This window comes from Pseudomonas sp. LFM046, from assembly GCF_000949385.2.
GTDB lineage: Bacteria > Pseudomonadota > Gammaproteobacteria > Pseudomonadales > Pseudomonadaceae > Metapseudomonas.
Genome location: NZ_JYKO02000001.1, coordinates 2,164,039 through 2,185,395, shown reverse-complemented (window position 1 = coordinate 2,185,395; position 21,357 = coordinate 2,164,039). Strand labels below are relative to the sequence as shown.

The window sequence follows — 21,357 nt, the reverse complement described above, 5'->3', positions numbered from 1 at the left end:
AAAACTCACTACCTCGCCCTTCCAGGAAGAGCGGCAGAGGGCGAGGCTCAAGCCCCGCTCAACACCTTCATGATCCCCCGATTCACCCACGCCGGAGACACCTGCCCCGCCCCGTACATCAAGCGGAACAGCCAGCTCACCGGGCGGTGTACCGCCGCACCTTGAGCCTGCTGCCACGCGGCGCGGGCGATGTCCTCGGCGCTCAGCTTCACCCCCAGGCGGCGCAGTACCGGCGGTTCGAACTGTTGGCTGCTGACCATGGGCGTACGCACGAAGGGTGGCATCAGGTCGCCAACGCGGATGCCGTGGCGACGCCATTCCAGTTCCAGGGCCTCGGTGAATCCCCGTACCGCGAACTTGGACGCCGAGTAGCTGGCCATATGCGGCGTGCCATACACGCCCGAGGCCGACCCCATGTTGATCACCTGGGCGCCGCGCGTGGCCTTGAGGTAGGGGAAAGCTGCATGGGTCATCTGCACCAGTCCCAGCACGTTGATGTTCAAGATGCGCGCGTGCTCGGCCATGGCGACCTCTTCGAAATGGCCGAAGCGCAATACGCCCGCACAGTTGAACAGCAACCGCAGCTGACCGTCGTGCTGGCGGCAGAAGTCCGCCAGGGCGGCTTCGACGGCGGCCAGGTCGGTCACGTCCAGCGCGCGATGCCAGACGCCACCCAACGCCGCAGCCTGGTCCTCCAGGGCCTCGGCATCGCGGTCGATCAGCCCCACCTGCCAGCCGCGCTCGTGGAACAGCCGCGCCGTGGCGGCGCCAATGCCGGATGCGGCGCCGGTAATCAGGATGTTGTCCATCTCAGGCCTCCTCTTCCACGTGCCGGCAGATGAAATCCGCCGCGCTGGCCAGCGCCTGGTCCGCCGTACGCAGCAGCCCCGCGTGGGCCTGGAAGACATGCCAGAGCCCGGGATAGCGCTCCAGCCGGACCCAGCCGTTCGCAGCGCGCACCCGTTCGGCGAGGTGCAGGCTGTCGTCACGCAGCACCTCGTCTTCGGCCACCTGCACCAGCATGGGTGGCAGACCGGAGAGGTCCGCGAAGAGTGGCGACAGGGCGGGGTCGCTGCGGTCCATCCCGGGCGGGCAATAGAGGTCCATGGCCTGCTCCACCCAGGCCGGGTGAATCAGCGGATCACCTGCCTGCGGGCGGTGCTGCCGGGTTCCACTGAGGTCGGTCACCGGTGAGAAGCAGATCAGCCCCGCTGGCTGCGGCAGTCCTTGGCGGCGGATCTCCAGGGCGGTGAGCAGGGTCAGGTTGCCGCCCGCGGAGTCACCGCCAATGACGATGCGCGAGGCGGGATAGCCCGCATCCAGCAGCTCGCGGTAGGCGGCCAGCGCGTCGTCCCGCGCGGCAGGAAAGGGATGCTCCGGCGCCAGCCGGTAATCCAGCGCGCACACCGCCACCCCGGCGCGCTTGGCCAGGCTGGCGGTAATGGCACGGTGCGTAGCAGGCGAACCGGTGATGAAGGCGCCGCCGTGCAGATAGAGCACCACCACATGACTACCACCGGCTGGCCGGTGCCACTCGCAGGGGCGGCCCGCCACGTGCCCGACATCGCGGACCAGGCCACGGGGCGCCAGGGTGCTGGCGGTCAGCCCGCGCAGCACCAGGCGCTGCAGGGGCACCGGGGTCGGCGGCCGCATGAGGCCGCGAAACAGCAGGCGCAGGGCACCGCGCAGGAATCCGCGCAGCAACGGCTGACCGGGTTCGGAAGCGGTGAATTCAGCGGGCGCATTCATAGTGGTCCAGCTCCAGACGGCGGGCCTGTCGGCGATAGGAGAAAGTGAAGCCGGGCCAGTTGTTGGTGTTCCGGCCGTCAGCGGTCTTGTACCAGCTGCTGCAGCCACGCTCCCACACGGTGTGGCGCACGTCCTGCTGCAAGCGCTGGTTGAAGCGACGCTGCACCTCGGGCTTGAGGTCCAGGTAGCGTAGGCCAGTGAGCGCGCGGATGCCGTCCAGCACATAAGGGAACTGGCTCTCCAGCATGTAGATGATGGAGTTGTGCCCCAGGTTGGTATTGGGTCCGTACAGGATGAACAGGTTGGGGAAGCCACTGACGCTGATGCCCAGGTACGCCTCGGCGCCCTCCTGCCACGCCTGGTTCAGGTCGCGCCCTTCGAGCCCGCGAATGCTCATGGGCGCCAGGAAGTCGGTGGCGGTAAAGCCGGTGCCGAGGATGATGGCGTCCACTTCATGCCGCTGGCCGTCGAGGGTGACCACCGCATGCTCGGTCACCTCGCGTATGCCGCTGTCGATGACCTCTACATTGGGGCGCGCCAGGGCCGGATAGAAGTCATTGGAGATCAGGATTCGCTTGCAGCCGAGCGGGTAATCCGGCACCAGCCGATCGCGCAGGGCCGGGTCGGCGATGCTCCGCGCCAGGTGCTGCCGGAAGGCGAGGTGCAGCACCTTCATCAGCGGCGGGAACACGGAAAACGCCAGCACCCGGGACTCGTGCTGGATGTACTTGAGCAGGCGATCGACCTTCTGCAACCAGGGCAGACGCCGCATCAGCGCCTGCTCCCAGGGGCGGTAGGCACGGTCCGGCTTGGGAATCACATAGGCGCCCGAGCGCTGGAACAGCGAGAGCTTCGCCACCTTCGGCGCGATCTGCGGCACGAACTGGATGGCGCTGGCGCCGGTGCCGACCACCGCCACCCGCTTCCCCTCCAGCGAGTAGTCGTGGTCCCAGCAGGCCGAATGGAACAGCGCGCCCTTGAAGCCATCCAGCCCCGCGATGCGCGGCCAGGCCGGACGGTTCAGCTGACCGCAGGCACTGACCAGCGCCCGCGCGCGGAAGCGTTCACCGGCGCGGGTGCTCACCGTCCAGGTGCCAATGGAAGCCTCGAACTCGGCCTCGGCAACCTCGCAGCCGAAACGGATATGCCGGCGCAGGCCGTACTTGTCCGCGCAGTGACGCTGGTAGCCAAAGATCTCCTGCTGGGGCGCGAACTTGCGCGACCAGTCGGCCTTGGGTTCGAAGGAAAAGGAATACAGGTGCGAAGGGACATCGCAGGCCGCGCCGGGGTAGCTGTTATCGCGCCAGGTGCCGCCCACGTCGCTGCCCTTCTCCAGGATCAGGAAGTCCTGGATGCCCGCCTTCTGCAGCTGGATGGCCAGGCCCAGGCCGCCAAAGCCGGCGCCGATGATGAGCACGTGCAAGGGTGCCGGCTGGGAACTGTTGTGCATTGTTATCTCCCATTGATGATCCCGCCTCGGCCCCAGGGCCTGTGCGGTTGGGAGAATCCTAGATCGGCAGCCGTTGCCGCGTTATGGCATAGTCGGACAGCAAATTGTGAGTTTCGGACAATCCGCACAGGCCCATTTCCCATGCCCGCCCCCACGCCCAAACCGCCCCGGCGCAGCGCCATCAGCGTGCAGTTGATGACCCAGTTCGGCCTCGACCAGGGCCTGACCCTGGAGCAGTGCCTGGCCGGCACCGGGCTGGACTGGCGCCTGCTCGGCGACCCCGGCGCCGAGGTGGACGCCAGCCAGGAACTGGAGCTGATGCGCAACCTCGCCCGAGAACTCGGCCAACGCCCCGGCATGGGCCTGCAGGCCGGGAAACGCTACCGCCTCAACACTTACGGCATCTGGGGTTTCGCCCTGCTCAGCAGTTCCACCTTCAGAAGCGCCGCGCAATTGGGTCTGCGCTACCTGGACCTGACCTACGCCTTCCACAGCATGCGTCTGGAGGAACAGGACGATGAGGCCCGGCTACTCCTCGTCGACCAGGACCTGCCCGAAGACCTGCAAGCGTTCCTCCTGGAACGGGATGTTTCGGGCGCTCTCAGCGTGCACCGGGACCTGGTGAATGCCGAACTGCCCGTGCGCGAAGCCCGCTTCCGCATCGCTGAGCCGGCCGACATCGAACCCTGGCGGGAACTGCTGGGCGTGGCACCCCGTTTCGGCGCCAGCGACAACTGCGTCGTCTTCGCCCGTGCCCTGCTGGACCTGCCCCTGCCCGGCGCCAACTCGCTGGTGGCACAGCATTGCGAGGAACAGTGCAAAGCCATCCTTGCCCGGCGCCGGAAGCGCGCTGGTTTTGCCGGCCGCATCCGCGACCTGTTGCTGGCCCGTCCGGGTCAGTTGCCGGACATGGAGCGCCTGGCGCAGGAGCTGCACATGACCTCGCGCACGCTGCGGCGCAAGCTGGCGGCCGAGGACACGAGCTTTCGGCAATTGCAGGAGGAAGTGCTGGGAGCGCTGGCGGAGGAACTGCTGGTCTCCACCGGGCTGAGTCTGGAGGAAATTGCCGAGCGCCTGGGCTATGGCGACGTGTCCAACTTCATTCACGCGTTCAAGCGCTGGAAGGGGGTCACGCCACACCAGTATCGGCTAGCGCACCGCGAAGCCTGACGGCTTCGCGGGCAGGCGGGGATCAGCGCCCCGCGCGGGACTCGCGGATGTAGAAACGGGCCTTCTCGGCCTTGTTGGTGCAGCCCTCGAAAGCCTCGAACTGCTGCTGGGTCTTGGCGGCCGTGAGCAGACTGAGGGCCTTGGAATAGCTCACAGTGCCGGAGAAGCCTTCAGCCTTGGCCAGGTCCAGTTCCTTCCAGGCGGTGTCGAGTTGGTCCGCACAACTGTCGCGATAGGCCGTCTTACCGGCACATCCAACCAACAGCAAGGCCATCAGGGGCAGGCTGATCCAGGCTTTCATCGATATAACTCCTTTGTTGAAGATCGATAGATTCTAGTTTCTCGGTAGACGGTTTGATATCGGGAAGATTCAACTTCGAACATGGGTCTCAAAGGGGCGACGACTGGCTTTCGAGAAGGATCGGCGCGCCTTGGCGGCCACCCTGCCACGGGCGTATCGTCGAATCATTCCTGGGGAGATCTTCGAATGAGAAAACGCGTCGCACTGGTGCTGGGTTCGGGGGGCGCGCGGGGCTACGCGCACATCGGCGTGATTGAAGAAATCGAGGCACGCGGCTATGAGATTGCCTGCATCGCAGGCTGCTCGATGGGGGCTGTGGTGGGTGGCATCTACGCCGCCGGCAAGCTGCGTTACTACCGCGAATGGACCGAAAGCCTGGACTACCTCGATGTGCTGCGCCTGCTGGACGTGAGCTTCCGACTTGGCGCCCTGCGTGGCGAGAAAGTCTTCGGGCGCATCCGCGACATCGTCGGCGAGGTGAATATCGAGGACCTTTCCATTCCCTACACGGCGGTCGCCACCGACCTCACCAACCAGCAGGAAATCTGGTTCCAGGAAGGCTGCCTGCACCAGGCCATGCGCGCCTCGGCGGCGATTCCCAGTCTCTTCACCCCGGTGGTCCAGGGCAGCCGCATGCTGGTGGACGGCGGCCTGCTCAATCCGCTGCCGATCATTCCGGTGGTGTCCAGCCACTGCGACCTGATCATCGCCGTCAACCTCAACGCCACCACCCAGCGCGAATACCAGCTGCCGGTGATTGAACGGCCACCGGCAATCAAGTCACGTATCGACCTGCTGATGGACTCCCTCGGCTCGCGACTGGGCTTCCTCAAGCGCAGCGGCTCCGAACCCCACGACATTCTCGACCCCGAGAGCCTGCCGGGCGGCAACCCCTGGCTGGAGAACGCCGCGCCGCAGATGCAGCAACCGGGCGCCGCACCACAGACCGAGGGCGCGCCCAGGTCCGCCAGCGGCTCGGAGGTGGTGGCCAGCGTCGGCCCCGCGTCCTTGCTGGATCTGGTGAACCAGAGCTTCGAGGTGATGCAGACCTCCCTCGCCCAATACAAGATCGCCGGCTACCCGCCGGACATCCTGATCAACGTGCCCAAGCGCGTGTGCCGCTTCTTCGAGTTCTACAAGGCCCCGGAGCTGATCCAGCTTGGCCGGCAGATCGCCCGGGAAACCATGGAGCGGTATGAGCAGGGCAAATGAACCTTTCGGGCGCGGGATTCTTGTAGGGGCGAATTCATTCGCCAAGCAGACCGCAGGTCTGCCCTGACGGTCGACGGGGGCAGCTTCGCCGCCCTTGGCGAATGAATTTGCCCCTACAGATAGCTGTTCGCCCCACCTGATCGGCGCGCTAGAAAATCGACCAGCCAATCCGCTCGGAAAGCTTCTCCAGCGCCGCCATGCCCGCCAGGGAATTGCCCGCCGCGTTGAGTTCCGGTGACCAGACGCAAACGGTGAAACGCCCCGGCACCACCGCGACGATGCCGCCCCCCACCCCGCTCTTGCCGGGCAGGCCGACGCGGTAGGCGAAGTTGCCCGCTTCGTCGTAGAGGCCGCTGGTGGCCATGATGGCGTTGATCTGCTTGGCCTGGCGCGGGGTGATCACCTGTTCGCCGCTGTGGGGGCTGATGCCCTCGTTGGCGAGGAAGCTGAAGGCCAGCGCCAGATCGGCGCAGCTCATGCGGATCGCACAGTGGTGGAAGTAACTGTGCAACACCGCTTCCACATCGTTCTGGAAGTTGCCGAACGACTGCATCAGGTAGGCCATGGCGGCGTTGCGGGCGCGGTGCTGGTATTCGGAGCGAGCCACCACTTCGTCCGACACCACGTTGGCGTTGCCCGACAGCCGCCGCACGAAATCGCGCATGGACAACGACGGCGCCGCGAAGCGGGATTCGTTGATGTCGCAGATCACCAGGGCGCCGGCGTTGATGAAGGGGTTGCGTGGCACCCCGCGTTCGAACTCCAGCTGCACCAGGGAGTTGAAGGGCTGGCCCGAGGGCTCGTGGCCCAGGCGTTGCCAGATGTCCTCGCCCGAATGCTGGATGGCCTGCACCAGGCTGAAGACCTTGGAAATACTCTGGATGGAGAACGGCATCAGGCCGTCGCCCGCGTAATACAGCTCGCCATCGTTGCTGTAGACGGCGATGCCCAACTGGTCCGGACTGACGCAGGAAAGCGCGGGGATATAACTGGCGACCTTGCCCTGGCCTATGAGGGGCCGGACTTCGTCGAGGATTTCGTTCAACAGCTGCTGCATTCTGGTTCTTCCGGTGGGGAGCGTGATCGCGCTCATGGAGCACTGGACGCGCGCCGCGACCCTGGCGACACAGGGCTCATCAGGCTTCCCTCAGTCGATACCCCACCCCCGCCTCAGTGACGATGAAGCGTGGGTCGGCCGGATCGTCGCCGAGCTTCTGCCGCAAATGGCCCACCACCACCCGCAGATAATGGGTGTCCTCCACGTGGGTGGGCCCCCAGATGTCCTTGAGCAGCTGCTGCTGGGTCACCACGCGGCCAAGATGACGGGCCAGGAGGGCGAGCACGGCGTACTCCTTGCGCGTCAGCGCCACCTCCTCGCCGTCCAGGGTTACCCGGCGATAGGCGAAATCCAGCATCAGCGGGCCGCTGGCAACGCTGGCTTGCTGCTGCTCGCCGGGACCGCCCTGGCGCAACAGCACGCGCACACGGGCGAGGAACTCCTGAATGCCGAAGGGCTTGGTCACGTAATCATTGGCGCCGCCGTCCAGGGCCAGCACCTTTTCGCCCTCGCTGGCCCGCACGGAAAGCACCAGCACGGGCATCTGCGACCACTCCCGCAAATCACGCAGGACGTCCTTGCCGTCCATGTCCGGCAGGCCGAGGTCGAGCACCACCATATCGGGCCGGGCCAGGGCAGCCTGTTCCAGGCCCTCGCGGCCATTGGCGCCCTCCAGCACCCGGTAGCCCTGAGCGGTGAGGCTGATGCGCAGGAATTTGCGGATCTGCGCTTCGTCGTCGATGACCAGGATGGTCGGTTGGTTGGTTGTCATGGGGTCCTTCGTCGAATCCATTACACGTGCGGAGCGCTTTTCTGTGGGGGCGAATTCATTCGCCAAGCAGGCCGCAGGTCTGCCCTGGTGGTCCCATTGGGGCAGCTGCGCCGCCCTTGGCGAATGAATTCGCCCCTGCACCATTCTGAGCCGACCAACAGTTCTCACTCCTCCTCCAACTGCGGCTGCGGATGCAGCGGCAGATGCAGGGTCAAGGTCGCGCCGCGGCCGTCGAGGCCATCGCCCACGGTTACGCGGCCACCGTGGGCACCCACCATGCCCTGGCAGATGGCCAGGCCCAGGCCGGTGCCCTGCCCGCCCCGGTCGCCTCGGGCTGCGGTATAGAACATATCGAAGATCCTGTCGCGCTCTTCCAGCGGAATGCCCGGGCCCTGGTCGCTGACGGAGAAGCGCAGCTCGGACTCGTCAGCCTCCACCGCGACCCGCAGACGCCCGTCGGTGGGCGAGAAGCGCGCGGCGTTCTCCAGCACGTTCACCAGGGCCTGTTCGATCAGCGCGGCATGCACATAAAGCAGCGGCAGCAGCTCCGGCACCTGGGTTTCCACGTGCAACGACGCCAACACCGGGCGCAGGCGCTGCACGGCACTGGCGACGATGTCCACCGGCGCCACCCAGTCGCGGGCCAGCTTGAGGGTGCCGTGGCCGAGGCGGGTCATGTCCAGCAGGTTCTGGATATAGCGGTCCAGGCGTTCGGCCTCGTCGCGGGTCCCTTCCAGCAGTTCGCGTCGGTCTTCCAGGGGAATGGTCTCCCCCAGGGCCAGCAGGCTGTCGATGGAGCCACGCATGGCGGTGAGCGGCGTGCGCAGGTCGTGGGAGACCGACGCCAGCAGCGCACTGCGCAATTGCTCCGTTTCACCGTGCAGACGGGCCGCCTCCAGGTCCTCGGCCAGTTGGGCGCGGGCCAGGGCCTGGGCCAGGGGCTGACCGAGGGCGGCGATCAGGCGGCGGCGACCAATGGGCAACGGCACCTCGTCGCGGGGGCTCACGCCCAGCAGCACCAGCGGCCCCTCCTCCCCCGTCAGCGGCAGCCACCACCAGCGGCCACCCGGCAAGGTGTCGGTGCCGAAGCCGGCCGGCTGGTCGTGCTGCCAGGACCACTCCGCCGCCGCCCGCTCCTGGTCGGCGAGCAGGCGCTGGACGCCCGCCTCCACTTTCCAGATGCCGTCGCGGCTGCGAGCCAGCAGGCAGACTTCGACATCCGTCCAGGCGCCGAATTGCTGCACCGCAACGTTGAGCACGGCCTGGCGGTCGGTGGCGGCGGTGAGCTTGCGCGAGAGGTCGAGCAAGGCGGTGGTTTCCGACTGGGTATCGCGCAGGGCCTCCAGTTGGCGGCGCTGGCGCGAAGCGAGGTTCCCGGTGAGGCCGGCCATCAGCAGGAAGAACAGCAGAGTCAGCACGTCTTCCTGGCGGGCGATGGTCAGCGAGAAGGTGGGCGGAATGAACAGGAAGTCGTAGGCGAGGAACGACAGACCGGCACAGAGCAGCGCCGGTCCCAGGCTGCTGCGCACCGCCACCAGCAGCACGGCGGCGAGGAACACCAGCGAGATGTTGGGCAGCTCCAGCATGTGGGCCACACCCCAGGCCAAGGCGCTGGCGGTGATGGCGGCCGATACCGCCAGGCCGTAATCCATCAGGCGTGTGGGGTGGCTGGCACGGGGGCCTGGCGGACGCTGGTCGGCCTCGACGTCCAGCACGCTGACTTCCAGCCCCTCGGCCAGGTACAGCAGCCGCTCGGCCAGGCCACGGCCGAACAGACGGCGACGCAGGCGCCGGCGGCTACGCCCCACCAGCAGCAGGCTGGCGCGGCGCTCGTCGGCATGCTGCACCAGCGACTTGGCCACGGACTCGCCACGCAGGGTCACGACCTCCCCGCCCAGACGCTCGGCCAACTGCTGGGCGCCCTGCAGGCGCGAGCGGGTCTCTTCCGAGCGGGAGCCGCCGGTGTCCACATACACCACCGTCCACGGCAGGTGGCGCCGCTCGGCGACCCGACTGGCATGACGCACCAGGCGCTCGGCCTGGTGGTCGCCGTCGATGCCCACCAGCAGACGGCCACGCACCGCGGGCGCTTCGAGGCCACGCTGGCGGTAGCGGCGATTGAGGTCGGCATCCACCCGCGCGGCGGCGGTCTGCATGGCCAGCTCGCGCAGGGCGGTGAGGTTGGTCTGGGAGAAAAAAGCATCGATGGCGGCGCGGGCCTGCTCGGGCACATAGACCTTGCCCTCCCGCAGCCGCTCCAGCAATTCCCGGGGTGGCAGGTCCACCAGGAGGATCTCGTCCGCCTCCTGCAGCACCCAGTCCGGCAGGGTCTCGCGCACCTGCACGCCCGTGATGTCGCGGACCTGGTCGTTGAGGGCTTCCAGGTGCTGGACGTTGACCGTGGTGTAGACGTCGATGCCGGCATCGAGCAGTTCCTGCACATCCTGCCAGCGCTTGGCGTGGCGGCTGCCGGGCGCATTGGTGTGCGCCAGCTCGTCCACCAGCACCAGTTTGGGTGGCTGGGCGAGGATGCCGTCGAGGTCCATCTCGGCAAGGTCCATGCCGCGGTACTCGAAGCGCCGCAGCGGTTGCTGCGGCAGCCCGGCGAGCATGGCTTCGGTTTCCGCGCGGCCGTGGGTTTCCACCACGCCGGCGCGCAGGTCCACGCCCTGGCGCCATTGCGTCTGGGCGGCCTGGAGCATGGCGTAGGTCTTGCCCACGCCCGGTGCCGCGCCGAGGAACACTTTCAGGCGGCCGCGCCCCTCTCGGGACATGTCGGCCAGCAGCGCGTCGGCGCGCAACGCATCACTCATCGAGTCATCTCATTCAACGCAGTGTTCAGGGCCAGCACGTTAACCACCGCCGGGCCCACCAGCGGGCGCTCGGTGTTCTGCTCCACCAGGCGCTCCAGGCTCTCGGCGGGCACGCCGCGCTCGGCGGCGATGCGGGCAACCTGGAAGCGGGCGGCGTCCGGCGGCAGGTGCGGATCGAGGCCGCTGCCGGAGGTGGTGACCAGGGCCATGGGCACCTTGCCGTGGCCTTCGGTAGCCAGGCGGGAGGCATCCTTGTTGATCCGTTCGGCCAGGGCCGGGTTACTCGGCGCCAGGTTGCTGGCGCCGCTGGCCACCGTGGCGAAGCCGGCGGCGGAAGGACGCGGCTGGAACCACTCCGGGCCTTCGAAGTTCTGTGCCAGCAGGCTGCTGCCTCGCACTTCGCCCTTGGCGTCATGCACCAGGCTGCCGTTGGCCTGTTCAGGGAAGGCCAGCTGGGCGATGCCGGTGACGGTAAGGGGATAGGCGACGCCGGTGATCAGGGTCATCAGGGCCAGGAGGCTAAAGGCTGGGCGGATTTGGCTAAGCATATTCAGTTCCTCGTTGGAAATCTAAGTCCGAGCGGGGGTGCTTTTCCCTCACCCCCAGCCCCCGCTCCGCGCCCCGGCCTGACCGCTTCGCGTTCAGTCGCTCGCAGGCACTGGAGGCAATGCCTCCAAAAGCGGTGCCTGCTCGCCCCAGAAGGGAGAGGGGTGAATTCACACCAGCCCTACGGCATTGAGCAGGAGGTCGATCACCTTGATGCCGAAGAAGGGCGCGACGATGCCGCCCAGGCCGTAGACCAGCAGGTTGCGGCGCAGCAGGTGGGCCGCGTCGGTGGCCTGGACCCGCACCCCGCGCAGGGCCAGGGGAATCAGCGCGATGATGATCAGCGCGTTGAATACGATGGCCGAGAGGATGGCGCTCTGCGGGCTGGCCAGCTGCATGACGTTGAGCACGCCGAGCTGCGGGTAGATGCCGGCGAACAGTGCCGGGAGAATGGCGAAGTACTTGGCCACGTCATTGGCCACCGAGAAGGTGGTCAGGGCGCCACGGGTGACCAGCAGTTCCTTGCCCACCTGCACCACGTCCAGCAGCTTGGTCGGGTCGGAGTCCAGGTCCACCAGGTTGGCGGCTTCGCGGGCGGCCTGGGTGCCGTCGTTCATGGCCAGGCCCACGTCAGCCTGGGCCAGGGCCGGGGCGTCGTTGGCACCGTCGCCGCACATGGCGACCATCCGGCCCTCGCCCTGGTCCTGGCGAATGCGCGCCAGCTTCTTCTCCGGCGTGGCTTCGGCGATCACGTCGTCCACCCCGGCCTCGGCGGCGATGGCGGCGGCCGTCAGCGGGTTGTCGCCGGTGACCATCACGGTGCGGATGCCCATCTTTCGCAGCTCGGCGAAACGCTCGCGGATACCGGGCTTGACCACGTCCTTGAGGTGAATGGCGCCCAGCAACGTGCCGTCCGCCGCCACCAGCAGCGGAGTGCCGCCGCTCTGGGCAATCTTCTCGATCTCCCGGGCCAGCGGTGCGGGCATGTCCGCCCGGTCCATGCCTACCCAGCCCAGCACCGCGTCCACCGCCCCCTTGCGGTAGTGGTGGCCGGCCCAGTCGGCGCCGGAGAGGCGGGTCTCGGCGGTGAACGGAATGGCGGTGATCTCCTCGCGGGCCGGTTCCTGAATCGCATGCAGGGCGCGCAGGTATTCGACGATGGATTTGCCTTCCGGTGTCTCGTCGGCCAGAGAGGCCAGCAGCGCGGCGTCGGAGAGTTCCTTGCCGGCCACGCCAGGGGCCTTGATCATCGCGCTGCAGCGGCGATTGCCGAAGGTGATGGTGCCGGTCTTGTCCAGCATCAGCACGTGCACGTCACCGGCGGCTTCCACCGCACGGCCGGACTTGGCGATCACATTCAGCCGTACCAGGCGGTCCATGCCGGCGATGCCGATGGCCGACAGCAGGCCGCCGATGGTGGTGGGGATCAGGGTCACCAGCAGCGCCACCAGGTAGACCAGCGGCAGGTCGCCGCCAGCGAAGCGGGCGAAGGGCTGCAAGGTGCCCACCACCAGCAGGAAGATCAGGGTCAGGCCGATCAGCAGGATGTCCAGCGCCACCTCGTTGGGGGTCTTCTGGCGTTTGGCGCCTTCCACCAGGGCGATCATCCGGTCCAGGGTCGATTCGCCGGGGTTGGCGGTGATCTTCACCAGCAGCCAGTCGGAAACGATGCGGGTGTTGCCGGTGACGGCGGAACGGTCGCCGCCGGACTCGCGGATCACCGGCGCCGATTCGCCGGTGATGGCGGCTTCGTTGACGGCGGCGATCCCCTCGATCACCTCGCCGTCGCCGGGAATCAGTTCACCGGCCTGGACCCGGACGATATCGCCCCGACGCAGGCTGGCAGCCGGAATGGTTTCGAACTGGCCGTTGTCTTTCCGACGCCGGGCAGTGAGCCCCTGGCTGCCGGCCCGCAGGCTGTCGGCGCGGGCCTTGCCACGCCCCTCGGCCAACGCCTCGGCGAAGTTGGCGAAGAGCACGGTGAACCACAGCCACAGGGCGATCTGCACGGCGAGGCCAGTGCTCACCGCCGGGTTGGGGATGAAGCAGAGGACGGTGGTCAGCACGGCGGTCAGCTCGACCACCAGGATCACCGGCGAGCGCACCAGCTGGCGCGGGTCGAGCTTGACGAAGGCCTGGCGCAGCGCCGGCTTCCACAGCGCGGCGAAGGAGGTCTTGGGTGGCTGCTTGGCGCTGCTTTTCAGCGCCTGCATGGGGGCATTCATGTTGGTTCTCCGTTAGAAGCCCTGGATCAGCGCGATATGTTCGGCAATCGGCCCGAGGGCCAGCGCCGGAAGGAAGGTCAGGCCGCCCACCAGCAGGATGGTCAGGGTCAGCAGGGTGACGAACAGCGGACCGTGGGTGGGGAAGCTGTTGGCGCCCAGCGGTGCGCGCTTCTTCATCGCCAGGCTGCCGGCGATGGCCAGTACCGGGAGGATGTAGCCGAAGCGGCCAAGGAGCATGGCCAGCCCGATCAACATGTTGTGGAACGGCGTGTTGGCTTGGAGGCCGGCAAAGGCCGAGCCGTTGTTGGCGGTACCCGAGGTATAGGCGTACAGGGCCTGGCTGAAGCCGTGGGCACCCGGGTTGGTGATGGACGCCGCCGGCCCGGCGAGGCTGATGGCCAGGCCGCAGAACACCAGCACACCCACCGGCATCACCAGCAGCGTGGCGACCAGCAGGCGCACTTCGCGGGCTTCCAGTTTCTTGCCGAGGTATTCCGGGGTACGGCCGATCATCAAGCCGGCGAGGAACACGGCGATCAGCACGAACAGCAGCATGCCGTAGAGGCCCGCACCGACGCCGCCGAAGATGATCTCGCCAAGCATCATGTTGAACATCGGGATCATCCCGCCGATGGCGCTGAAGCTGTCGTGCATGGCGTTCACCGAGCCGTTGGACGCGGCGGTGGTGGTCACCGCCCAGAGCGCCGAAGCGGCAATGCCGAAGCGGCTTTCCTTGCCTTCCAGCGAACCGGTCTGCTCGATGGGCAGCGCGGCCAGGGCCGGGTTCGGCTGGTACTCGCGGTAAAGGGTCACGCCGAGACCGATGATGAACAGCACCAGCATGCAGGCCAGCAGCGCGCGGCTCTGGCGCAGGTCCTTGACGTAGTGGCCGAAGGTGAACACCAGGGCCGCCGGGATCAGGATGATGGAGACGACTTCGGCCAGGTTGCTCCAGATGGTGGGGTTCTCGAACGGGTGCGCCGAGTTGACGCCGAAGAAGCCCCCACCGTTGGTGCCCAGTTGCTTGATGGCGATCTGGCTGGCCGCCGGGCCCAGGGGGATGCTCTGGTCGGCACCCTGCAGGGTCGCGGCATGGACGTAGTCGGTGAAGGTTTGCGGAACGCCCTGCCAGACCAGGAACAGCGCCAGCAGCAGGCACAGCGGCAACAGGCCGTAGAGGGTGCCGCGCGTCAGGTCCACCCAGAAGTTGCCCAGGCGGTCGGTGCTGCGACGGCTGATACCACGGGCGAAGGCCACCAATACGCAGAGGCCGACAGCGGCGCTGACGAAGTTCTGCACGCCGAGGCCGACCATCTGGCTGAAGTAGCTCAGCGTCGCTTCGCCGCTGTAGGCCTGCCAGTTGGTGTTGGTGACGAAGCTGACGGCGGTGTTGAACGCCAGGCTCCACTCCAGGCCCGGCAGCTTCTGCGGGTTCAGCGGCAGCACGCCCTGCAGCATGAGGATGGCGAAGAGCAGCGCCAGGCCGGCCAGGTTGAACGCCAGCAGGGCGGCGCAGTAGCCCTTCCAGTCCTGTTCGTGCTCGGCATCGACGCCGGCGATGCGATAGCAGAAACGCTCTACGGGCGCGAACGCCGGAGTCAGAAAGGTGCGTTGCCCTTCCATCGCCCGGTAGTAAAAGCGCCCGAGGAACGGTGCCGGTGCCAGCACCAGCACGAAGAAGGCCAGGATGAGGCCGACGTCTTGAGGTTGCATGGGGCCTCCTAGCCGCGTTCGGCGCGCAGCAGCGCCACCAGCAGATAGATGAACAGTCCCATGGCCAGAACCAGGGACACCCCGTCGAGAATGCTCATTGCTTGTGCTCCTTGATGCGGTCCTTGCCGCCGTGGAGCCATTGTCGGAACGGGGTGCGTAAAGGAACGAGCCCCGAGGGCGCTGCGGGGCATCAAGAATGCGTAAAGAAGTGGGGGTTGAGGCGGGAACGGGCTGAGGTGCCTTTCCTGTAGGGGCGAATTCATTCGCGATCGACGGCGCCCGACGTCACATCACGGCTTTGTATCCTCCTCGATACAAACCCGACACGCCCCCGACAACCGACTGCGCCAGCCTTGCCCGCCAATGGCTGACGCGCTTCGGGCGCGGTAGCATCCTCCCTTGTGATTCCCGGGGCCGGCAGGCGCCCGCCCTCCCCTCGGCAAGAGCTTCACCATGCAATCGACCCCCACTTCGGACATGCCCTTCATCCGGAACCGCTGGAGCGTCCGCGCCCTGATCGTGGATGACGACGCCCCTATCCGTGAGCTGCTCTGCGGCTACCTGGCGCGTTTCAATATCGAGGCGGTGGGCGTGGACGATGGACAAGGCATGCGCCAGGCCCTGGCCGAAGCGCGTTTCGACGTGGTGGTGCTGGACTTGATGCTGCCCGGGGAAGACGGCCTCAGCCTGTGCCGCTGGCTGCGGGCGGAGTCGGATATCCCGATCCTGATGCTCACCGCCCGCTGCGAACCAGCGGACCGCATCATCGGCCTGGAACTCGGGGCCGACGATTACATGGCCAAGCCCTTCGAACCCCGCGAACTGGTGGCGCGCATCCAGACCATCCTGCGCCGGGTGCGGGACGACCGGGAAGCGCCACGCCCCGATCCCCGCAGCAGCATCCGCTTCGATGCCTGGCGGCTGGACGGTGTGTTGCGTCAGCTGCAATCCCCGGAAGGCCTGGTGGTGCCGCTGTCCAACGCGGAGTTCCGCCTGCTCTGGGTCTTCCTCGAACGCCCGCGCCGGGTGCTCAGCCGCGAGCAGTTGCTGGACGCGGCGCGGGGCCGTTCCATCGAGGCGTTCGACCGCAGTATCGACCTGCTGGTCTCGCGCCTGCGGCAAAAGCTGGGGGACGATCCGCGTTCGCCGCGTCTGATCAAGACGGTGCGTGGCGAGGGTTACCTGTTCGACGCCAAGGACATCGGCTGATGCGCAAGGCCGACACCCTCTTCGGCCGACTGTTCGGCATCTTCCTGCTGGCGATCGTCATCGCCCACCTGTTGGCTTTTCTCTGGTTCAGGCAGTACGGCGGCCAACCGCCCCCTCCGCCGCCGCCACCGACCGCAATGGGCCCCGCTTTCCAGGGCCCGCCACCGCCACCACCGCGCTTCGGTGGGCCTTGGGTGCATCTGGCCTTCCAGTGCGTCACCCTGGTGGCCGCCGCATGGCTGGGCGCACGCTGGCTGGCACGGCCGATCCAGCGCCTGTCGGATGCCGCCGAGCGCCTGAGCGAAAACCTGGAAAGCCCGCCCCTCGAGGAGCGCGGCCCCCAGGAGGTCCGCCAGGCCGCCCATGCCTTCAATCGCATGCAGGAGCGCATCCGCGCGCAGGTGGCCCAGCGCAATCGGATGCTGGCAGCGGTTTCCCACGACCTGCGCACGCCGCTGTCGCGCATGCGCCTGCGGGTCGAGCAAGTGGATGACGAGGCCCTGCGCGGTCGCCTGTCCCAGGACCTGGGTGACATGGTGGGCATGCTGGATGCCACCCTGAACTACTTCAACGAGCAGCGGGCCCACGAGTCGTTGCAATGGTTCGACCTTCAGGCCCTGGTGGAATCCCTGGCCGAGGATGCCCAGGAACAGGGTGAGGAAGTCACGGTGGACGGCCACTGCGCGCCCCTTCGGGCACAGCCCCTGGCCATGCGCAGCTGTATCGCCAACCTGGTGGACAATGCCCTGCGCTACGCCGGCCACGCCCATATACGGCTGGAAGATGGCAAGCAGCAGGTGCGCATTGAGGTTCGCGACCACGGCCCCGGCATTCCCGCCGAACTGCGGGAAACGGTGTTCGAGCCGTTCTACCGCCTGGAAGGCTCACGCAACCGCAATTCCGGCGGCATCGGCCTGGGCCTGACCATCGCCCGCGACGCTGCACGCAGGCAGGGCGGCGATCTGGAACTGCTGACGCCCGAGGGCGGCGGCCTGTTGGCACGTCTGACGCTTCCCCGCCGCTGACCGAAGGCGGTGGGCTGAAGCCCACCCTACGGGATGAGCTTGCGAGCCTTTGTCAGCGCGCCGATACAAACCCCACACAGCCTGGACAATTGACCCGCCGAGACTGCCAGCACCGGAAGACCCATTCCGGTTCCGCCAACCTGCACAGGAGTGACCCATGATCAGTGGAGTCGGCAGTTACTCGAGCTACAGCTACGCCTCGAGCTCGACCCAGGCGCGCCCGCAAGGCTGCGGCGCCTCGGGACAGAACAAGGCCCAGGAAAAACTCTTCAGCCTGCTGGACGCCAATGGCGACGGCAGCGTGGCCAAGGACGAGCTGTCCACCGCCCTCGACACCGCCAAGGAGAGCGATAGCAGCCTGGAAATCGACCTGGACGAGCTGTTCAGCCAGCTGGACGCGAACTCGGACGGTTCCATCGACTTCGACGAAACCGCCGCCCTGGCGCCGCCACCGCCACCCCAGGGCGGGCCCAACCCCGAGGAAATGTTCGCCAGCATCGACAGCGATGGCGACGGTGTGCTCGGCCTGGAAGAACTGACCAGCGCCATCGGCACCGACAGCGGGCTGGACGTGGACGCATTGTTCGGCGAACTGGACAGCGACGGCGATGGCAGCCTCAACCAGGACGAAGCCGCCGCCCTCGCCCCACCACCTCCGCCCCCAGGCCAGGGACCGGATGGCATGCAGTTCGGTCAGTCGGAAGAATCGACGGGCAGCAGCGACGACCAGGGCTATGGTCGCCTGGTGGCCGCCCTGCTCAAGCAATACGAAGCAGGTGCCGCCGGCTACGGCAGCAGCCGTGTCGGCAGCCAGCTGAGCCTGTCGGCCTGAAAGGTGCCGGCCATCCTCGGGATGGCCGGTTCTCCTGCTCCTGCCGCCCGGCTGGAGCAGCTTTCGCCGCCTCAACAGACGACCATGCTCTGTCGTCTTGAGACCCCACCCCGCCGCAAGCGACTGCGCTTTCCTCACGACGGCCTGTAGGCGATCCACGACAAGTGCTCGACGGAAATCGCCACACCCATCTTCGGCAAACGACGATGGTGACGTTTCCATCGAGCCGGCATAGTTGAACTCCCCCACAGCTTTCGTCCCTTGTGGGGCCAACGACAGTCGAACCGTGCAGGCTGGACACACAGGCGTTTTCTCTGCCCCGTTGCCCAGTAAAGAGTCATGCCATCCGACTTTCGCGGCTCATCGAAAGTAACCCGGCAGTCACTCATTCGCTTGGCATTCGTCTGTCAGGCCGAGGCGGTCTGCTGCCTGTGGAATAGCCCTGCGAACAGCTGCTCCGACTGTCCGCTCAGCCCAATCCGTGCGAGAGAAAGACCATGAAGCCGGAAACCGCCATCGTCGACATTCACAGGAAGTACAAGGTTTATACGGAGCGTTACTGCAACCCCGCCGCCAGGAAGACCATCATTCTGGTCAACGGCGCATTCGCGACCACTGCATCGTTCGCCCAGACGGTGCGTTACCTGCAGCCGCGGTTCAACGTGGTGCTCTACGACCAGCCCTACGCCGGCCAGTCGAAACCGTACAACTACCCGGGTCGGCTGCTCAGCGAGGAGGACGAGGCGGAGATTCTGCTGGAATTGATCGAAAGGGTCGCCGCCGACCATGTGCTGTCCTTCTCCTGGGGTGGCGCGGCGACCCTGCTGGCACTGGCCCAGCGGCCAAGACGGATCGAGAAGGCGGTGATCGCGTCATTCGCCGGGCGGATCAGCCAACCCATGCGCGACTACCTGGAAAGCGGCCTGAACGTGCTGCAGACCTGCGACCGCATCAAGGTCGGCCGCCTGATCAACAGCACCATCGGCAAGCACCTGCCGCCTCTCTTCAAACGCTTCAATTTCCGCTACATCAGCAGCCTGGCCGAGCATGAGTACCGGCAGATGCACGCTCATTTCAATGAGGTGCTCAAGCAAGGCGCCCAGCGCTATATCGCCTGCGCCGCCGCTATCGACATTCCGCTGCTGTTCGTCAATGGCGAGTGGGACGAGTACACCTCGACGGGAGACGCCCGCTTGTTCGCCGGCCATGCCCGTCAGTGCCAGTTCCGCACTATCCGCAACACCGGGCACTTTCTCGATATGGAACACAAGGAGGCGTGGCGGGCCACCCGGCAAGCCTTGCTCGGCTTTCTGCAACAGGATTCCGGGGTGATCAAGGCGCCCGTTGTGCGGCCGCTGGAGAGGCCACACCGCTACGTCACCAGCGACCACTTACTCACCGCGCGGCGCGCAGTTCACTGACCGCCGTTGGCGGAGGTGTGTCGCTGGGGCGATGGTTCCCCGGCGCGGATTGATGCACCTGCGCAGCGCCTTGGTTCAACCCTTTTCTGTTCGGCTCCCGATGGGAGCACGACGGAGTGTGGTCCATGCGAGATAAACCAGCGGCAGGCACCTTGCCTGAACCCGCGAACATTGTGACAACAGAAGAAAGCCCCACCCCCGTCCTGCGCGGCCGGGATATGTTCTCCACCCTGGGTACCCTGGCGCTGCTGGGCCTCAAGCAACCAGTACACAGCACCCGGCATGTCCTGGCCCTTGGTAGCCAACTGGGTCGCGTGTTGCTTGGCAAAACGCCGCCCCCCCACGCGGTCCAGGATGCGCGCTTCCAGGACCCGACGTGGCAGCTCAACCCCCTCTACCGAAGAGGCTTGCAGAGCTATCTGGCCTGGCAGAAACAGCTCAATGCCTGGATCGACGAGAGCAAACTGTCGGCTGACGACCAGGCCCGAGCCCGATTCATCCTGACACTGCTCGGCGATGCGCTATCCCCCACCAACGGCCTGCTCAACCCACTGGCGCTCAAGGAGATGTTCAACACCGGGGGGCTCAGCCTGGTCCACGGACTGCGGCACCTGGCGGACGACCTGCTGCACAACGGCGGCATGCCCAGCCAGGTCAGCAAGACGGCCTTCGAAGTCGGCCGAAACATCGCCACAACGCCCGGAGCCGTGGTGTTCCGCAACGAGTTGCTGGAGCTGATCCAGTACAAGCCCATGAGCGAGAAGCAATACCAGCAGCCACTCATGATCGTCCCGCCGCAGATCAACAAGTACTACATCTTCGACCTCTGCCCGGAGAAGAGCTTCGTGCAATACGTGCTGAAGAACGGCCTGCAGGTGTTCATGGTGAGCTGGCGCAACCCGGACGCACGCCATCGCGAATGGGGTCTGTCCACGTACGTCCAGGCACTGAAGGAAGCGCTCGATGCCTGCCGCGCGATCACCGGCAGCAAGGCGGTCAACCTGGCGGGCGCCTGTGCCGGCGGCCTGACCATCGCCGCCCTGCAAGGCCATCTGCAGGCCAAGCGGCAACTGCACAAGGTGGCCAGTGCCAGCTATCTGGTGAGCCTGCTGGACAGCCGGGTGGAGTGCCCGGCCGCCCTGTTCGTCACCGAGGAGACCCTGGAGGCGGCCAAACTCCGCTCCTATCGCCAGGGCGTGCTGGACGGCCGCGACCTGGCCAAGGTGTTCGCCTGGATGCGCAGCAACGACCTGGTCTGGACCTACTGGGTCAACAACTACCTGCTCGGCAGGCAACCGCCGGCCTTCGACATCCTCTACTGGAACAACGACAACACCCGTTTGCCGGCAGCACTGCATGGCGACTTTCTCGACCTCTTCAAGCACAACCCGCTGATCCGCAGCGGCGGCCTGGAGGTCTGCGGCACTCCGATCGACTTGCGGAGGGTCACGGTGGACAGCTTCAGCGTCGCCGGCGTCAACGACCACATCACTCCCTGGGAAACGGTCTACCGCTCGACCCTGCTGCTCGGTGGCAACCGACGCTTCCTGCTGTCCAACAGCGGGCATATCCAGAGCATCCTCAACCCGCCTGGCAATCCCAAGGCCCACTACCTGGAGAACGGCAAACTGTCGTCCGACTCGCGCGCCTGGTACTTCGACGCGGAGCAGCGCATTGGCAGTTGGTGGCCGACGTGGCTGGACTGGATTCAGGCTCACTCCGGTGAGCAACGCAAAACCTTGAAGGCCCTGGGCAATCAGGACTATCCACCGATGGAGGCCGCGCCCGGCACCTACGTGCATTCAAGCTGAGTCCCGAAGCGCTCGTCCCTGGCCTCCGGCGAGGCCGAACTCGTAAGCAGC

Annotated in this window: 18 protein-coding genes; 7 read left to right on the top strand and 11 right to left on the bottom strand. The window is 66.6% G+C overall.

Going from position 1 to position 21,357, the window contains the following annotated elements; genetic code table 11:
- Positions 1-47: 47 nt before the first annotated feature.
- From TQ98_RS10110 to TQ98_RS10100, 3 genes are read right to left on the bottom strand one after another with little or no spacing between them, the layout of a single operon-like run.
- Positions 48-809 (bottom strand): SDR family oxidoreductase, encoded by a 762-nt coding sequence (locus TQ98_RS10110; protein WP_044875297.1) that lies wholly within the window; start codon positions 807-809, stop codon positions 48-50.
- A gap of 1 nt (position 810) precedes the next feature.
- Entirely contained in the window at positions 811-1,749 is a 939-nt protein-coding gene (locus TQ98_RS10105; RefSeq protein WP_044875296.1) for an alpha/beta hydrolase, read from the bottom strand.
- Entirely contained in the window at positions 1,733-3,199 is a 1,467-nt protein-coding gene (locus tag TQ98_RS10100; RefSeq protein WP_044875295.1) for an NAD(P)/FAD-dependent oxidoreductase, read from the bottom strand. The genes TQ98_RS10105 and TQ98_RS10100 overlap by 17 nt, the downstream gene beginning before the upstream one ends.
- Before the next feature lie 141 nt (positions 3,200-3,340).
- Here TQ98_RS10100 and TQ98_RS10095 point away from each other — a divergent pair, with 141 nt between their 5' ends.
- Complete coding sequence (locus TQ98_RS10095) at positions 3,341-4,369, top strand: AraC family transcriptional regulator (RefSeq protein ID WP_044875294.1); 1,029 nt, start codon at positions 3,341-3,343, stop codon at positions 4,367-4,369.
- Positions 4,370-4,391: 22 nt separating this feature from the next.
- On the opposite strand, the gene TQ98_RS10090 is transcribed toward TQ98_RS10095, so the two are convergent.
- Positions 4,392-4,670 (bottom strand): hypothetical protein, encoded by a 279-nt coding sequence (locus TQ98_RS10090; RefSeq protein WP_044875293.1) that lies wholly within the window; start codon positions 4,668-4,670, stop codon positions 4,392-4,394.
- A gap of 186 nt (positions 4,671-4,856) precedes the next feature.
- On the opposite strand from TQ98_RS10090, the gene TQ98_RS10085 reads away from it, so the two are divergent.
- On the top strand, positions 4,857-5,882 hold the full coding sequence (locus tag TQ98_RS10085; RefSeq protein WP_044875292.1) for a patatin-like phospholipase family protein: 1,026 nt from the start codon (positions 4,857-4,859) through the stop codon (positions 5,880-5,882).
- 148 nt (positions 5,883-6,030) lie between these two features.
- Here TQ98_RS10085 and glsB read toward each other — a convergent pair whose 3' ends face one another.
- The 7 genes from glsB to kdpF form a co-directional block, all read right to left on the bottom strand.
- On the bottom strand, positions 6,031-6,939 hold the full coding sequence (glsB, locus tag TQ98_RS10080) for a glutaminase B (protein ID WP_044875291.1): 909 nt from the start codon (positions 6,937-6,939) through the stop codon (positions 6,031-6,033).
- 79 nt (positions 6,940-7,018) lie between these two features.
- Complete coding sequence (locus TQ98_RS10075; RefSeq protein ID WP_044875507.1) at positions 7,019-7,711, bottom strand: response regulator; 693 nt, start codon at positions 7,709-7,711, stop codon at positions 7,019-7,021.
- 164 nt (positions 7,712-7,875) lie between these two features.
- Positions 7,876-10,524, bottom strand: coding sequence for a sensor histidine kinase KdpD (locus tag TQ98_RS10070; RefSeq protein WP_044875290.1), 2,649 nt, complete (start codon positions 10,522-10,524; stop codon positions 7,876-7,878).
- A complete protein-coding gene (kdpC, locus tag TQ98_RS10065; protein ID WP_044875289.1) occupies positions 10,521-11,072 on the bottom strand; it encodes a potassium-transporting ATPase subunit KdpC in 552 nt (183 codons plus the stop codon). The genes TQ98_RS10070 and kdpC overlap by 4 nt, the downstream gene beginning before the upstream one ends.
- Positions 11,073-11,240: 168 nt before the next feature.
- Positions 11,241-13,295 carry a potassium-transporting ATPase subunit KdpB gene (gene kdpB / locus TQ98_RS10060; RefSeq protein WP_044875288.1) on the bottom strand — a complete coding sequence of 685 codons (2,055 nt, stop codon included), beginning with the start codon at positions 13,293-13,295 and terminating at the stop codon, positions 11,241-11,243.
- A 12-nt stretch (positions 13,296-13,307) separates the two neighbouring features.
- Positions 13,308-15,008, bottom strand: a complete 1,701-nt coding sequence (gene kdpA, locus TQ98_RS10055; RefSeq protein WP_044875287.1) for a potassium-transporting ATPase subunit KdpA — start codon at positions 15,006-15,008, stop codon at positions 13,308-13,310.
- Between the two features lie 8 nt (positions 15,009-15,016).
- Complete coding sequence (gene kdpF / locus TQ98_RS10050) at positions 15,017-15,106, bottom strand: K(+)-transporting ATPase subunit F (protein WP_036996920.1); 90 nt, start codon at positions 15,104-15,106, stop codon at positions 15,017-15,019.
- A gap of 355 nt (positions 15,107-15,461) precedes the next feature.
- Here kdpF and TQ98_RS10045 point away from each other — a divergent pair, with 355 nt between their 5' ends.
- The 5 genes from TQ98_RS10045 (at position 15,462) to phaC (ending at position 21,306) form a co-directional block, all read left to right on the top strand.
- On the top strand, positions 15,462-16,217 hold the full coding sequence (locus TQ98_RS10045) for a response regulator (RefSeq protein ID WP_044875286.1): 756 nt from the start codon (positions 15,462-15,464) through the stop codon (positions 16,215-16,217).
- On the top strand, positions 16,214-17,242 hold the full coding sequence (locus TQ98_RS10040) for an ATP-binding protein (protein WP_103103138.1): 1,029 nt from the start codon (positions 16,214-16,216) through the stop codon (positions 17,240-17,242). The genes TQ98_RS10045 and TQ98_RS10040 overlap by 4 nt, the downstream gene beginning before the upstream one ends.
- 157 nt (positions 17,243-17,399) lie before the next feature.
- Complete coding sequence (gene xopAW, locus TQ98_RS10035; RefSeq protein WP_052659270.1) at positions 17,400-18,074, top strand: XopAW family type III secretion system calcium-binding effector; 675 nt, start codon at positions 17,400-17,402, stop codon at positions 18,072-18,074.
- A 497-nt stretch (positions 18,075-18,571) separates the two neighbouring features.
- Positions 18,572-19,495 carry an alpha/beta hydrolase gene (locus TQ98_RS10030; protein ID WP_044875284.1) on the top strand — a complete coding sequence of 308 codons (924 nt, stop codon included), beginning with the start codon at positions 18,572-18,574 and terminating at the stop codon, positions 19,493-19,495.
- A gap of 125 nt (positions 19,496-19,620) precedes the next feature.
- Positions 19,621-21,306, top strand: coding sequence for a class II poly(R)-hydroxyalkanoic acid synthase (gene phaC, locus TQ98_RS10025; RefSeq protein ID WP_044875283.1), 1,686 nt, complete (start codon positions 19,621-19,623; stop codon positions 21,304-21,306).
- The last annotated feature ends 51 nt before the right edge of the window (positions 21,307-21,357 follow it).